Source organism: Pseudomonas putida, assembly GCF_025905425.1.
In the GTDB taxonomy this organism is placed as follows: Bacteria; Pseudomonadota; Gammaproteobacteria; order Pseudomonadales; family Pseudomonadaceae; genus Aquipseudomonas; species Aquipseudomonas putida_AF.
In genome coordinates this window covers 640297-656138 of the sequence record NZ_CP109603.1, presented here as the reverse complement: position 1 = coordinate 656138, position 15842 = coordinate 640297, and the positions used below count along the sequence as shown (strand labels likewise).

2 protein-coding genes are annotated in these 15842 nt (G+C 62.2%); one reads left to right on the top strand and one right to left on the bottom strand.

What is annotated here, in order from left to right:
• The first annotated feature begins 15 nt into the window (after positions 1–15).
• A complete protein-coding gene (locus OGV19_RS02915; protein WP_264312052.1) occupies positions 16–2481 on the top strand; it encodes a TonB-dependent siderophore receptor in 2466 nt (821 codons plus the stop codon).
• Positions 2482–2740: 259 nt separating this feature from the next.
• Here the strand turns inward: OGV19_RS02915 and OGV19_RS02910 are convergent, their stop codons facing one another.
• Positions 2741–15838 carry a non-ribosomal peptide synthetase gene (locus tag OGV19_RS02910; RefSeq protein WP_264312051.1) on the bottom strand — a complete coding sequence of 4366 codons (13098 nt, stop codon included), beginning with the start codon at positions 15836–15838 and terminating at the stop codon, positions 2741–2743.
• Positions 15839–15842 lie beyond the last annotated feature (4 nt).

The window sequence follows — 15842 nt, the reverse complement described above, 5'->3', positions numbered from 1 at the left end:
ACGAGAACGCAACAGATGTCCATGCCATTGCCCAGTGCGCTCAACCCGCTCGCCAAAGCCTTACTGATTCGTCACTCCCTTCGCCCCCAGCGTGCGCTGTCACGCATCGGCCTGGGCCTGGCGCTGTCCACCGCGCTGGTTGCCCAGGTACAGGCCCAGGAATGGACCCTGGATATTCCGGCGCAGTCCATGAACGCGGCGCTGCAGGCGCTGGCCCAGCAGACGGATACCCAACTGCTGTACAGCCCGGAAGACATCAGCGGGCTGCGCTCTTCTGCGCTCAAGGGGCGGCATGATTTGCAATCGTCACTGCGCACCTTGCTGCAAGGGACGGGGCTGCGTTATCAGATTGATGGCAATACAGTCACTGTGACCGCTGCTGCAAACGGCGAAGGCCAGATGGAACTGTCGCCAACCAGCGTAAATAGCCACGCGCTTGGAGCAACCACAGAGGGCACCGGCTCCTACACCACGGGGGTCACCAACACTGCCACCAAGATGAACCTGTCGCTTCGCGAAACCCCGCAGTCGATCAGCGTCATCACCCGCCAGCGCATGGATGACCAACAGCTTCACAGCATGACCGATGTGCTCACCCAGACCCCTGGCATCACGATGTCCCAGGATGGCGGCGAGCGTTTCAACATCTATTCCCGCGGCAGCCAGATCAACACCTACCAGATCGATGGTGTCACCACCACCCAGGAAAACCAGACCCGCACCTTGCCCAGCACTTTTTTCGACACGGCGCTTTATGACCGGATTGAAGTGGTCAGGGGTGCGACCGGTTTGATGACCGGTGCCGGCGACCCCAGTGGGGTGGTCAACATCATTCACAAACGCCCCACCCGCCATTTTCAGTCTTATGTACAGGCCGGGGTAGGCTCATGGGACTACAACCGCCTGGAAGCGGACGTGTCCGGGCCGCTGACTGATAGCGGCAATGTGCGTGGCCGCTTCGTTGCAGCCAAGCAAGACAACAACTCTTTCATGGACTGGTACAGCCAGCGCAAGGACATTGTCTACGGTGTGGTCGAAGCCGATGTCACCGATACCACCCTGGTGCGTTTCGGCGTCGACTATCAAAAGTACAAGGCCAACGGCGCCCCAGGTGTACCGTTGATGTACAGCAACGGCCAACAAACCCACTTTTCTCGCTCCACCAGTTCGGGGGCGCGCTGGGCGTTCGATGACTACGAGACGCTGAACTACACCCTCAATTTCGAGCAGAAGCTGGCCAACGACTGGGAGTTCAAGGTCGCAGCCAACTACATGGATGTGGACCGGGATTTTGCCGATGCCACCTATGAAACCGCCAGTGGCTCCTCGTCGCTGGACCCAGTGACTCTGGAGGCGTCTGCCGACATTGGCAAGGCGCATGCCGAACAAGTCCAGAAAGGCGTGGATGTCACCCTGCAAGGCCCCTTCGAGCTGCTCGGCCAAACGCATGATCTGATCTTCGGCTGGAACTGGAACGAGTACAACAACGACCACTTTTCCGCGCTGGGCTCAGGGTCGAACTCCTTCAATTTCGGCAGCTGGGACAATTACATGGAGAAGCCCGACAGCTACATTCCGCTGCTGGACTTCAACATCAACTCTCGGCAGAGCGGCTACTTCGCCGCAACACGTCTTAACTTCACCGACCAGCTTCACCTGATCCTCGGCGCCCGGGGGACTAACTACAGCTACAACTACTACTCAAAAGTACTCACCATCGCCCGCCCACCGACCGACTATCACATTGGCGAAACCGGTGTGGTTACCCCGTATGCAGGGCTTGTCTACGACCTCACGCCTGAACAGTCGGTTTACGTCAGCTACACCGACATCTTCAAGCCCCAGTCCGCGCGCGACATCGAAGGCAAGGTACTGGACCCCGTGCTGGGCAAGAACTATGAGATGGGCTGGAAAGGTGAGTTCTTCGACAGCCGCTTGAATGCCAGCGCAGCAGTCTACTGGATCGAAAGGGACAACCTGGCAGAGCGTACTGGCCAGACCATCCCCGATAGCACCAATGGCGAAGAGGCCTATAAAGCTGTCAACGGGGCGAAAACCAGAGGTGTTGACCTCGAGCTTTCTGGTGAAATCCTGCCAGGCTGGAATGTGCAGACCGGCTACAGCTACTCCAGGACCGAGAACGGCGACGGCGATCGCATGCTGACGCAACTGCCGATGGACTCCCTGCGCTTCTGGACCACGTACCGCCTGCCCGGTGAGTTCGACAAACTGACCGTCGGGGGTGGCCTTAACTGGAACTCTGGCACTTCACTGTACTTCTCGTCGTACAAGACCCGAGCGACCCAGGATGACTACTACGTCGCCAGCCTGATGGCGCGCTACCAGATCACCGATCATCTCTCGACAACCCTGAACCTCAACAACCTCTTCGATGAGAAATACTATGCAGGCTTTGCGGGCAACTACGGCCACTACGGCGCTCCGCGCAACGCTCAGATGAACCTGCGTTACGACTTCTGATCCCCCTTGACCCCTGGCGAAAAACGCCAGGGGCCTCCCCCTCGTACAGCATTCGCATCACCTTCCCCCCGCGTTAACGCCCCTGCGTAAGCTACAAACATCCTCATCACACCGCTCGGCAGCCGCATGTGCCATGCCCTGTGCAAACGCATGACCCAACCCAAATGCCGCCTAAAAAAAGCCCTGCGGTATCAGCCTGGACGACTGACACCGCAGGGCGGCACAAGCAGTAGATGCTTGAATCAACTGGAAGCTACCCTCACTCCACCATTGATCCCTCCTGGATCAACCGCACGGCCAGCCCTTCGATCACCTCAGAGGCCTTGAGGATGTCGTAGTGGCCAGCGTCCACCTGGCAATGGACCGCGTCTCCGAGCACCTCGCCGGCGGCGTTCCCAGCCCACCAGCAATGCGCCACAGCCTTCGTCTGCGCAAGGCCGGCAAGCTGCTGCGACAGCGCTTTCAAGCGCATGGCCACGACGAAGGTGTGGGCAAGTTCGGCACTGTCGATTTCGGCATAGGCCGATTGCAGCGCCTGGGCCGAACGGGCCTGCTCGATCACACCCTGCAAGTGAACGACGTCGCTGTCGGCAGAAACGCCAGGCACCGCCAAGTCGTCCTTGGCTACCCCCAGGATCACACTCAAGAAGCCCTGCAAATCCTGGCTCCAGTCGTCAGAGAACGACTCGCGCGGGGCTGACGGAATGAAGCTGTCAACCAAACCCAGCAGTGCAACCTTCTGCCCCTGGCTCTCCAGCTCTTGGGTGACAAGGACCGCCAACGCCCCCCCCAGTGACCACCCCGCCAACCGATATGGCCCTTCGGGCTGCTTCTGGCGGATGTACTGCGCGTAGTCGATCGCCATCGATTGCAGCGAATCGTCCTGCCACTCGCGGTCAAGCAACATGCGGCACTGGATGCCGTAGACACTGCAATGCCCGTCCAGGCGGCGCGCCAGTGGTTCGTAATCGAACACCGTACCGAAGCCGGCATGCAGGCAGAACAGTGGTGTTGCCTGATCGACACGGGTGTTGAGCAACAGCAGTGGGTCAAGGCTTACCTCATCGGCCGAATAGCCAGACAACTCAGCGATTGTCGGCTTGGCCATCACATCCCGCAGCTTCAACTCGATTGGCAAATCAGCGTGGCTGCGTACTTTCGACAGCATTTTCAGCACGCGCAGTGAGTCGCCGCCCAGTTCAAAGAAGTTGTCGTCGATGCCCAGCGCCTCCACCCCCAGCACGTCTTGCCATATCTGCACCAATACCCGCTCGATACCGTTACGCGGCGCCAGACGTGCACGCTGCCCGTCCAGCTCAGGCGCTGGCAGCGCTTTACGGTCGATCTTGCCATTCGGGGTGAGGGGCATGGCCGTCAGCAGCACAAGTTGCGCGGGCACCATGTAGTCCGGAAGCTCGGCGCGCAAGGCCTCGCGCAACTGGCCAGGCGTCGTTACGCCTGTGCCGGTCACGACGTAACCTACCAGTTGCTTGCCCGTTGCCCCTTCCCGTGCAACCACGACCGCGTCCTTGACCTCGGGCAGATTGCGCAGGCGCGCTTCGATTTCACCCGGCTCAATGCGGAAACCGCGAATTTTCAGCTGGTTGTCCAAGCGCCCGATGAAATCGATCACCCCATCTGCGCGACGGCGTACGCGGTCACCGGTTCGGTACAGGCGTGCCCCCTGGCCGAATGGGTCGGCAACGAAGCGCTCGGCACTAAGGGCTGCACGCTGATGGTAACCGCGTGCAACACCCTCCCCACCAATGTACAGCTCCCCAGCCACCCCATCGGGCAACGGGTTGAGGTCCTGGTCGAGCACATGCAGTGTGCGCTGGCCAACCCGCTCACCGATCGGCGCATACACCGCCGCGCAGGCCTGCTGCGCCGATACTTTCCACAGCAGCGGCGTGACCACGGTTTCGGTGGGGCCATACCCATTGGTCAGGTATTGAGGCTGCAAGGTGCGCTTGACCAACTCGAACAAGGCATCAGGCACTGCATCGCCGCCGAAGCAGTAAATGCGCACAGGCGGTGCAGCCTGCTGCTGGCTTTCGGCGAACTCGGCCATTTGCTGCAGGTACGCCGGCGGGAAGCAGGCAATGTCGATGCGCTGCTCATGCAGCACCTGCAAGGTCTCCTCGGCAGTCCACAAGCGATTGTCACGCACGATCAGGCAACCGCCCGACGAGAGTGTCGACAGCCAGCGCTCCTGGGCACCATCGAAGGCGAACGACATGAAAAGCAATTCGCGGGTGGACGCGTCCATCTCGTAAAGCTGCGCAATGGCCTGGCAGTGCATGCGGATCTGGCCATGGCTCACCGCGACGCCTTTCGGTTTGCCGGTGGAGCCCGAGGTGTAGATCAGGTAGGCAAGGTTGTCGTCCATCACCGAGACTTCAGGCACGCTCGCAACCTGCTCAGCCAACGCCAGTCGGTCCAGCGCCACGCAATGCTCCACCTCTGGGAATCGCTCACGCAAGCCGCTGCTGGTCAACAGCAGGTGCATGGCCGAATCCTCGACAATCCACTGCAAACGCTCTTGAGGATAATCAATGTCCAGCGGCACATAGGCAGCACCCGTCTTCATCACCGCGAGGAAGGCCACGATCACCTCGACGGACCGCTCCAGAGCAACCCCCACGGTGACTTCCGGACGGGCACCAAGGCCGATGAGATGATGAGCCAAACGGTTGGCACGGTCCTCCAGTTGCGCATAGCTCAACTGCTGGTCGGCGCAGATGACCGCCAGCGCATCGGGGCATGACTGCGCATGCCGGGCGATGAGCTGGGCCAGCCGAGGCGTATTCGGCTCGCTTGGCTGCAACAGATTGCGCTGAGCCGCTTGCTGCAGTTGTACGGCACTGAGCATTTCCAGGCTGCCGATCGTGGCGTGCGGATCATCCAGCATCGCGCTGAGCAGGCATTCGAAACTGCTGCGGATGGCGTCGGTAGCCGCCTCGGTAAAGCGGCTACGCAGGTACATGAACTCCACCGAGAAGGTGTCATTCAAATGCACGGCCAGGTCCATCGCGTAGTTGGTGACGTCGCGATCATTGACCTCGCCAAACTGCAACGTACTGCTGCCGTCGCCCTGCAAGCGCTCACCCACCGGGTAGTTTTCAAAGACCAGGATGCTGTCGAACAACGGCTGCCCCGGACGACCCGCCCAGCGCTGCACGTTGGAAAGCGCAGCATGTTCGTGATCGCGCAGCTCCAGGTTGTAACTCTGCAATTGCTGCAACCAGTCACTGACCTTTTGCGCAGGCTCCGGCGTCTGCACTACCGGCAAGGTGTTGATGAACAAGCCCAGCATCTCGTCGGCACCCGACAAAGAGGCCGGGCGGCCGGCCACGGTCGCGCCGAAGCAGACCGTCTGTTGGCCGGTATAGCGCTGCAGCAACAGCAGCCAAGTCGCCTGCACGAGCGTATTGGGCGTCACGCGCAGACGCTGGGCACGTTCACGCAGGTACTCGGTGCGCTGGGCATCCCAATGCAAGTAGAGCGCGGCATGCCCTGTCAGCTCGCCAGAGGGCTTAGGTGCAATGTTGTCCGCCAACAGGGTCGGGCCTTCGAGCGCGCCAAGCTTGCTGCTCCAGAACGCCTCCAGCTGTGCCTGGGGCTGTCCATCGAGCCAACGGATGTAATCGCCGAACCGTCCTTTAGGGCTGTCGAAAGCCTTGCCATGGTAAGCCTGGAACACCTCTCCCAGCAGCCTGGCGTTACTCCAGCCGTCCATCAGAATGTGGTGGCGGGTCCAGATCAACTGCATGCGATGGTCGTCCAGGCGCACCAGGATGACCCGCATCAAGGGCGCCGACATCATGTCGAACGCTTCACCCGACTCTGCGGCGGCCAAGGCCTCCAAGGCCTCTTGCGTGACAGTGCGGTCGCGCCAGTCCAGCACGCGGATGGGCAAGTCCAGATGACGGTGGACAATCTGCAGTGGCTGCGCCAAGTGTGCCGCCGACCAGAAGCCGGTACGCAAAATATCGTGACGCGCGATCACGAAATTCCACGCCTCGACGAACCGTTCGATCACCAGGCCTTCCACAGCCACCGACGTCTGGTTGATGTAGATCCCCCCTTCCGCTCCCTGCGCGCTGTAGAACAGCATGCCTTGCTGCATGGGCGACAACGGGTAGATGTCGCCGACCTGCAAGGCAGGGACTGGCAGGCTGTCCAATTGCGCCTGGGTCAGGCCGGCCAATGGGAAGTCGGACGGTGTGACGCCTCGATGGTGCTCCTGGCAACAGTGAGCCACCAGTGCTCTCAGCTCCTCGGCATAGGCATCTGCCAGCCCACCGACGGTCGAGCGTTCGAACAGCTGCGAACTGAACGACCAGGCCAGCTCCAGTTCACCGCCGTACACCTGCCCGTTCACGGCCAGCAAGCTACCCAACGGGGCGCGCGCGTCGTGGCTTGCCCCGCCGTACTCCTTGGCCGGTACAAACAGCCCTGTTTGCTCATCGAAACTGGCGTCGAACTGGCCCAGGTAGTTGAACACGATCTCGCCCTGCGGCAGCGCAGCCAGCGTCTCAGCAGCCTCAGTACCACTCAGGTAGCGCAGCAGGCCATAGCCCAGCCCCTTGCTCGGCACGGCTCGCAGCTGTTCTTTGATGGTTTTGATCGAGCCGGCCAGATCGGCCTGCGGGCTGAGCTTGACGGGGTACATGCTGGTGAACCAGCCCACCGTACGGCTCAGGTCTACGTCATCGAACAGGTCTTCACGGCCATGGCCTTCCAGGCGCACCAAAACGTCACTACGCTGGGTCCAGCGGCTGACTACGCGTGCCAGGGCAGTTAGCAGCAGGTCGTTGATTTGCGTGCGGTAGGCCGCCGGGGCGTCCTGCAGCAGTTGTCGCGTGGTTTCGCGGTCCAGGCGGGTGCTGACCGAGGTGGCGTGCTGCAACTGGTTGCCACCTTGTGGGTGATCGCAAGGCAATTCATCGCTGGCCCCTTGCAACTGGTTCTGCCAGTAGGTCAGTTCGGCCTGCAAGGGTTCGCCTGCAGCGTAGCGCTGCAAGTGCTCGGCCCACGTTTTGAACGCGCAGGTCTTGGACGGCAGGTTCACCGACTGCCCCTCGCTCAGCGACTGGTAGGCCTGCTGCAAGTCCTCCAGCAGCAACCGCCACGACACACCGTCCACCACCAAGTGGTGAATCACCAGCAGCAATCGCTGGCTGCCATCTGGCAGCCCGACCAGCAGCGCCCGTAACAACGGGCCTTGCCCAAGGTCCAGACTGCGCTGCGCCTGCTCTGCGATATCGAGCAGGTCTTCTTCTGCGGCCAGTGTCCGCACCCAGACCAGGTCCTGCGCCGTATCAGCGCTGAACTCGGCCCGCCACGTCCCCTCGACCTGCTTGAAGCGCATGCGCAGCGCATCGTGATGATCGAGCACCGCGCGCAACGCCGCCTGCAACTGCTCGGCGACAATAACCTCGCCTGGATGCAGCAATACCGACTGGTTCCAGTGATGCCGAGCGGGGATGTCCTCGTCGAAGAACCAGTGTTGAATCGGTGTCAGTGGCGACGAACCCGTCACCCGGCCTTGATCGATCGAAGTGCCGACGACACGTCGGGCAACCGCTGCCAGTTCCTGAACCGTCTGATGCTGGAACAGCTCCTTGGGCGAGAACTGGATACCGGCCTGACGGGCGCGGCTGACCACCTGCAGGGAAATGATCGAATCGCCACCCAGTTCGAAGAAGTTGTCGGTAACGCCAACCTGCTCCCGTTTCAGTACGCCCGCCCAAATCTCTGCCAACTGCTGCTCAAGCGCGCCCTGCGGGGCCACATAGTCCTGTTGCGACTGATCGTGATCGGCAGCAGGCAAGCGCTTGCGATCCAGCTTGCCACTTGGCGTCATCGGCATGTGCTGCATGATCACCAGGTAGGTCGGGATCATGTAGTCCGGCAGGCTGGCCTTCAGGTACTGCCTCAAGGAGGCACGCAGGTCGCTTTCGTCCTCGACCTCATCGTTCGGTACCACGTAGCCGCACAACTGTTTGCCTGCGGCCTGATCGATAGCGATCACAGCGGCCTCACGCACCTGCGGGTGCGCCTGCACATGCTGTTCGATCTCGCCCAGTTCAATGCGGAAACCGCGCACCTTCACCTGATGGTCTACGCGGCCACGGTAGGCAATTTCACCCTGCTCGTCGAAGTAACCCAGATCGCCTGTGCGGTACAGCCGCCCCCCGCCGACTTCATCGAAGGGGTCGGGGATGAAACGTTCAGCTGTCAGCGACGGACGCTGGTGGTAACAACGCGCCAGGCACCCGTCACCGCCAATGTACAGTTCACCGGCTACGCCAATCGCCGTCGGCGACAAACCGTCGTCCAACGCGCGCATGACCCGCCCAGGCAATGCGCGGCCAATCGGCACACCGCTGTCTGCCGCCGGGGCATGGGCCAGGCGCGAACAGTCATAGGTAGTGGCAACCACCGTGGCTTCAGTCGGCCCGTAGGTGTTAAGCAACCGTACTGCCGGCGGGCCATCTGCCAGCCAGGCTTGCAGGCCATCGAGGGCCACGGCTTCGCCGCCGACATGGATCTGCTTCAATTGGCCATAGGCCTCAGGCTTGCGGCGATCGAGGGCCAGCAAGCGCCAATAGGCGGCCGGCAGGTCGGCGACGGTCACCCCGTGCCGAATGATCTGCTGGCTGAAGGTGTCGGTATCCCAGAGCTGTTGATCGCGCATCACAATGCAAGCCCCCCGCGACAGTGGCGGGAAGAATTGCTCGATGAACCCGTCGAAACTGAACGTTGCGAACTGCAGCACGCGGTCTTCGGCTGACAGGCGCGAATAGCCACTGGCAACTTCGCAGAATACCGACAGCGCATGGTGAGCGATGGCTACACCCTTGGGCATGCCGGTGGAGCCCGAGGTGTAGATCACATACGCCAGGCTGTCTGCCGTGGCCTGTGTTTCCAGCGGCTGGGCACTGAGGTGCTCCAGCCACTGCCCGCCTTGCTCCAGGCCCACGCACGGCAAGCTGTCAGGAATTGGCAGGCGCACCATGGACGCTGCGTCCGCCAGCAGCACGCCGATGCCACTGTCCTGAATCAGATAAGCCAACCGATCTTGCGGATAGTCCGGGTCCAAGGGCACATAGGCCGCACCGGCCTTGTGGATGGCAATCAAGGCTACAGCCAGCGCAAGCCCTCGTTCGGCAGCAATACCCACTAACGTGTTCGCTGCTACCCCTTGCGCCTGGAGCTTGCGCGCCAACTGGTTGGTGCGTCGATCCAGCTCGCGGTAGGTCAGTTGTTGGTCGTCGAACACCAGCGCCAGCGCATCCGGACGCTGGTGTGCCTGTGCTTCGATCAACTGGTGAGCGCACTTGCCGGTTAGCGCAACGGCTTCGCTGCGGTTCCACTCGTGGAGGATCTGCTGGCGCTCGGAACTGCCGAGCAGCGACAGCTCTCCCACCGCAGTGTTCGCATCCGCAATGAGCGCTTGCAGCAGGTTGTGCAAGTGATCGGACACCCGCTGAACACTGGCTTCGCTCCAGCTCGCACGGTCATAGCTGTATTGGATGGACAGTGTTTCCCCGAGCATGGCGGCCAGGGTCAGGGGGTAATTGGTCTTCTCACGGTGCGCAACCACGCCGAAACTCAGCCCCTGCGGCGCCCCTTCCTGAAGTGCCTGGGAAACCGGATAGTTCTCGAACACCATCAGAGTATCGAACAGCGCCTCGCCCCCAAGGCCTGCCCAGCGCTGAACCTCATTGAGCGGCGTGTGTTCGAACTCGCGCAGGGCCAGGTTGCTCGCCTGCACCTGTTCGATCCATTCGGCCACGCTCTGCTCCGAGCGGGGTGCACAAATGACCGGCAATGTATTGATGAACAGGCCGATCTGTTCCTCCACCCCCGGCAGCTCTGCAGGACGCCCGGCTACGGTGGCACCGAAACACACAGTGGATTGCCCGGTGTAGCGTTGCAGCAGAAGCAGCCACGCCGACTGGAGCAGCGTATTGACGGTCACCCGATTGGCTCGGGCAAACCCTTCGATGCGCTGGGTGAGTGCCTGATCGAACACCTGATGAAGTTCACCCTGGCCAGGCAGTTCTTGCTCCGACGCGTTACGCAGCACCTGAGCCAGCCGCGTCGGCTCTTCCAGGCTGGCCAGTTGGGCCTGCCAGAAGGTCTGGGCAGCACTCGCACTCTGCTGCTGCAGCCAGGCGATGTAATCGCGGTAGTGCACAGGCTGGGTGGCCAGCGTGTGGCCCGTGTAACGCTGCAACACTTCGCCCAGTAGCCGAGAGGTGCTCCAGCCATCCATGAGGATGTGATGATGGGTGCACATCAAGTGATGCCGATTGGTGTCTGTCCGTACCAGCACCAGACGCAACAAGGGCGCCTCGTCCAGCACGAAGCCCTGCTGCAGCTCGCTTTCGGCCAGCGCGTTCAAGGCCGGTTCCAACGCCGGCTGGGCGCGCCAGTCAAGCGCGCTGAACGGCAGGGCAACCCGTTTGCGCACCACTTGCACTGCCTGGTTCAGTTCGCCCTGCCAGACGAAGCCGCTTCGCAGGATGTCATGGGCATCGAGCGCGGCCTGCCAGGCCTGCTTGAAGCGCTCCACGTCCAACCCGTCCACGTCGACGCGCAGTTGGTTGATGTAGCTGCCTGCTTCCTGCTCGTACAGCGTGTGGAACAGCATGCCTTGCTGCATCGGTGACAGCGGGTACACGTCGGCGATCTGCTCGGGCGGTACCGGCAGGCCATCCAGCTGCGCCTGGGTAAGCCCGGCCAACGGGAAGTCCGAAGATGTGACACTGCGGTGCTGTGGCTGGCAGCAGTGAGCGATCAGTGCCTTGAGCTCTTCGGCATAGTCATCCGCCAGCCGCTCAATCGTCGCTTCATCAAATTGCTCCCGGCTGAAGTTCCAGCTCAGTTTCAGCTCACCGCCATAAACCTGCCCGTTAAGCGCCAGCAGGCTACCCAGAGGGGCCTGTGCATCTTGAGGGGCGCCGGCATACTCCTTGGCGGGTACGAACAACCCCGACTCTTCGAAACTGCCATCGAACTGGCCCAGGTAGTTGAACACGATCTCACCCTGCGGCAACGCAGCCAGGGCCGCATTGGCCTCGGCACCGCCCAGGTAACGCAGCAGGCCGTAGCCCAGGCCTTTGTTCGGTACCGCGCGCAGTTGCTCCTTGATGGTCTTGATCGAACTCGCCACGTCAGCCTGGGGGCTGAGCTTGACCGGGTACATGCTGGTGAACCAACCCACCGTGCGGCTCAGGTCGATGCCATCGAACAGGTCTTCACGGCCGTGGCCTTCCAGGCGCACCAACACATCGCCTTGCTCGGTCCAGCGCCCGACCACGCGCGCCAGGGCGCTCAGCAGCAGGTCGTTGATCTGTGTGCGGTAGGCGGCGGGGGCGTCCTGCAACAGCTGGCGAGTGGTTTCCCGGTCCAGGCGGGTACTGACCGAAGCGGCATGGCACTGTTGGTTGCCCCCCTGCGGATGGTCGCAAGGCAAGGCATCGCTGGCGCCCTGCAACTGCGCCTGCCAGTAGCCCAGCTCGGCCTGCAGTTCGGCGCCTTGGGCGTAAGCTTGCATATGCTCTGCCCAGGCCTTGAACGCACTGGTCTTGGCCGGCAGCTTCAGCGCTTGCCCTGTACGCAGCGACTGGTAGGCCTGTTGCAAGTCTTCCAGCAGCACCCGCCACGACACACCGTCCACCGCCAGGTGGTGGATGACCAGCAACAGGCGCTGCTCACCCTCGGGCATCTCGACCAGCACGGCACGCAGCAAAGGGCCTTGTTCCAGGTTCAGGCTACGTTGTGCCTCATCGGCGACGCGATGCAACGCCTGTTCATCTGCACACGGCCTGACCCACAACAACGCGGTCGGTTCAGGGGCGCCGAAGGTGGCTTGCGCCCCGAAGCGCAGTCGCAGTGCGTCATGATGCTCGACCAGGGCCAGCAACGCGGCATTCAGGGGGTCTGCCAGCAGTGTTTCGCTGGGCGCCAGCAATACCGACTGGTTCCAGTGATGGGGCGCTGGCATCTTCGCCTCGAAGAACCAGTGCTGAATCGGTAGCAATGGCGTAGCACCCGTCACCAGCCCCTGCTCGATGACGCTTTGGGACGCACGCCGGGCGACCGCTGCCAGCGCTTGCACGGTCTGGTTGAGGAACAGCTCTTTGGGAGTGAACTGGATGGCTTGCTGGCGCGCTCGGCTCACCACCTGCAACGAGATGATCGAGTCGCCGCCCAGCTCGAAGAAGTTGTCGGTCAGGCCGACCTTCTCCAGCTTCAGTACATCGGCCCAGATCGCCGCGATTTGCTGTTCCAACTCGCTTTGTGGCGCCACGTACTCGCCTTGCAGCAGGCTGGCGTCCGGTTGCGGCAGGGCCTTGCGGTCCAGCTTGCCGTTCGGCGTGACCGGCAGTTTGGCCAGCAGCAGCAAGTGCGCCGGGACCATGTAGTCCGGCAGACCGACCTTTAGGGCCTCGCGCAGGCTGTCGCGCAACGCGGCCTCGTCTTGCGTGCTGTCAGCCGGTACCACATAACCCACCAACTGCTTGCCGCTTGGCCCGTCTTGGGCCAGCACCACCGCTTCCTGCACCGCTGGCAATTCCAGCAGGCGCGCTTCGATCTCGCCCAGCTCGATACGCAGCCCGCGGATCTTCACCTGATGGTCGATACGCCCGGCATAGTCGATCACGCCCTCGGCGTTGTAACGCGCCAGGTCGCCGGTGCGGTACAGGCGCCCGCCGTTGTCGCTGAACGGGTCCGGCACGAAGCGCTCGGCAGTCAGCGCCGGGCGCTGGTGATAACCGCGCGCCAGGCCTACACCGCCCAGGTACAGCTCGCCGGCACTGCCACGTACCGCCGGTTGCAGGCTGCCTTCGAGGATGTGGGTCTTGAGGTTGTCGATCGGCTGGCCGATCGGCACGCTGATGCTTTCGTCCGGGCGGCAGGTCCAGTGGGTGACGTCGATGGCCGCTTCGGTCGGGCCGTACAGGTTGTACAGGCCCGCTGCCGGCAGGCGCTGCAGGGTCTGGCGGGCCAGCTCGGCTGGCAATGCTTCACCACTGCACACCACGCGTTTGAGGCTGCGGCAGCTCTCCACCGCTTCGTGGGTCATGAACGCCTGCAGCATCGACGGCACGAAGTGCAGCGTGCTGATGGCGTACAGGTTGATGGTCTCGACCAGCAGCTGCGGGTCGCGGTGGGCGCCCGGCTGGGCCATGACCAGGCGCGCGCCGGTCATCAGCGGCCAGAAGAACTCCCACACCGACACGTCGAAGCTGAAAGGGGTTTTCTGCAGCACGCTGTCGCTGGCGTCCAGGCCGTAGGCCTTTTGCATCCACCACAGGCGGTTCACCAACGCCTGATGGCTATTGCCAGCGCCTTTCGGGCGCCCGGTGGAGCCGGAGGTGTAGATCACGTAGGCAAGGTTCAGCGGGGCTACGTCGATACCTGGGTTGGCATCGCTGTAACCTTCGAGGTTTTCGCTATCCAGGTCCAGGCTGCGCAGGCCAGCCGGGATCGGCAAGGCATCACGCAGGTGCGACTGGGTCAGCAGCAAGGCAATGCCGCTGTCTTCGAACATGTAGCTCAGGCGGTCCTGTGGGTACTCAGGGTCCAGCGGCACATAGGCACCACCGGCTTTGACGATACCCAGCAGGCCGATGACCATCTCCAGGCTGCGCTCCATGGCGATGCCCACCAGCACGTCCGGGCCAACGCCCAGTTCACGCAACTTGTGCGCCAGCTGGTTGGCTTTACCGTTGAGTTCGGCATAGCTCAGGGTCTGCTCACCGAACACCAACGCTGGGGAGCCCGGGGTGGCGAACACCTGGGCCTCGATCAGTTGGTGAATGCTGCGCTCGCCTGGGAACTCGGCTGCGGTGGCGTTCCAACCCTGCACCATCGCCTGCTGCTCTTGCGGGCTCAGCAGAGGCAACTCAGCAATCTGCTGCGCAGGTTGGCGGACAATACCTTCCAGCAGGTTACGCCAATGCTGCGCCATGTGCTCAAGGGTCGAAGCCTCGAACAAATCGGTGGCGTAGGTCAGTGCGGCCTCGATCCCACCCGCGTGCTCGACGGTATCCAGCTTCAGGTCGAACTGTGCCGTGTCATTGCGCCAGGCCACCCCTTCGACCTCCAGGCCCGGCAAGCTGTGGCGCTCACCCTTGACCTGGGTCTGGTGGTTGTACATCACCTGGAACAAAGGGCTATGGCTCAAGCTCCGTTCAGGCTGCAAGGCTTCGACCAATTGCTCGAATGGCAGGTCTTGATGGGCCTGGGCCCCCAGCACACGCTGTTTGATCTGCGCCAATAGGTCATTGAAGCTGACACCCGCAGCGAACTCGGCTCTGAGTACCTGTGTGTTGACGAAAAAGCCGATCAAGCGTTCCGTCTCCACCCGGTTGCGGTTGGCCACTGGCACACCCACACGAATGTCCGCCTGCCCCGTATACCGGTGCAACAGCACCTGGAAGCTCCCCAGCAACAGCATGAAAAGCGTCACCCCCTGCTGCTGCGCGCATTGCTTGAGCGAAGCGGCCAGCTCAGCCGGCACGCTGATGCCGACACAAGCACCGGCACCGCTCGGTACCGCAGGGCGTGGTCGGTCGGTGTGCAATTCGAGGACCGGCTGCTCATCGCCCAGCTGCTCCTTCCAGTAGGCCAGCTGGCGCTCCTGCTCCCCAGCTTCCATCCAGCGACGCTGCCAGATGGCGTAGTCGGCATACTGGATGGGCAGCTCCGGCAGCGTGACCGCCTGGCCCTGGCTGTAGCCTTCATAAAGGCGCACGAGTTCTTCCACCATCACCGGCATGGACCAACCGTCGGCGACAATGTGGTGCAGGGTAACGGCCAGCACATGTTCGTGCTCCGCCAGGCGCAACAGCTTGACCCGTAACAGCGGCCCGTTGGCCAGGTCGAAAGGCTGACGCGCCTGGGCCTCGACCCAACCCCGAACGGCCTGCTCGTCTGCCTGCTCCTGTACTTCCAGCGACAGTTCGAAAGGTTGATCATCGTGCAGCCGTTGCACGGCCTGCTCACCCTCCAGGTGGAAGGTGGTGCGCAGCGTCTCATGACGGGTTATCAGCGTTTCGAAACTGCGCCGCAGTGCAGCCGTGTCCAGCTCACCCTTGAACTTCAAGGCAGTGGGAATGTTGTAGGCCGCGCTGTCCGGCTCCCATTGCCAAAGGAACCATTGGCGTTGCTGGGCATAGGAAAGCTCGCGGTTTTCTACCTCATGGCGCACCACCGGAATGGGCAACTGCGCAAGGCTGATGCCTTTGTCGGTCAGCTTCTCGAGAAAGAGCTTGCGCTGTGCAAGAGGCAGCCGAACGAAGCGCTGGACCAGGTCCGAATTTCTTTTATCCATGTGC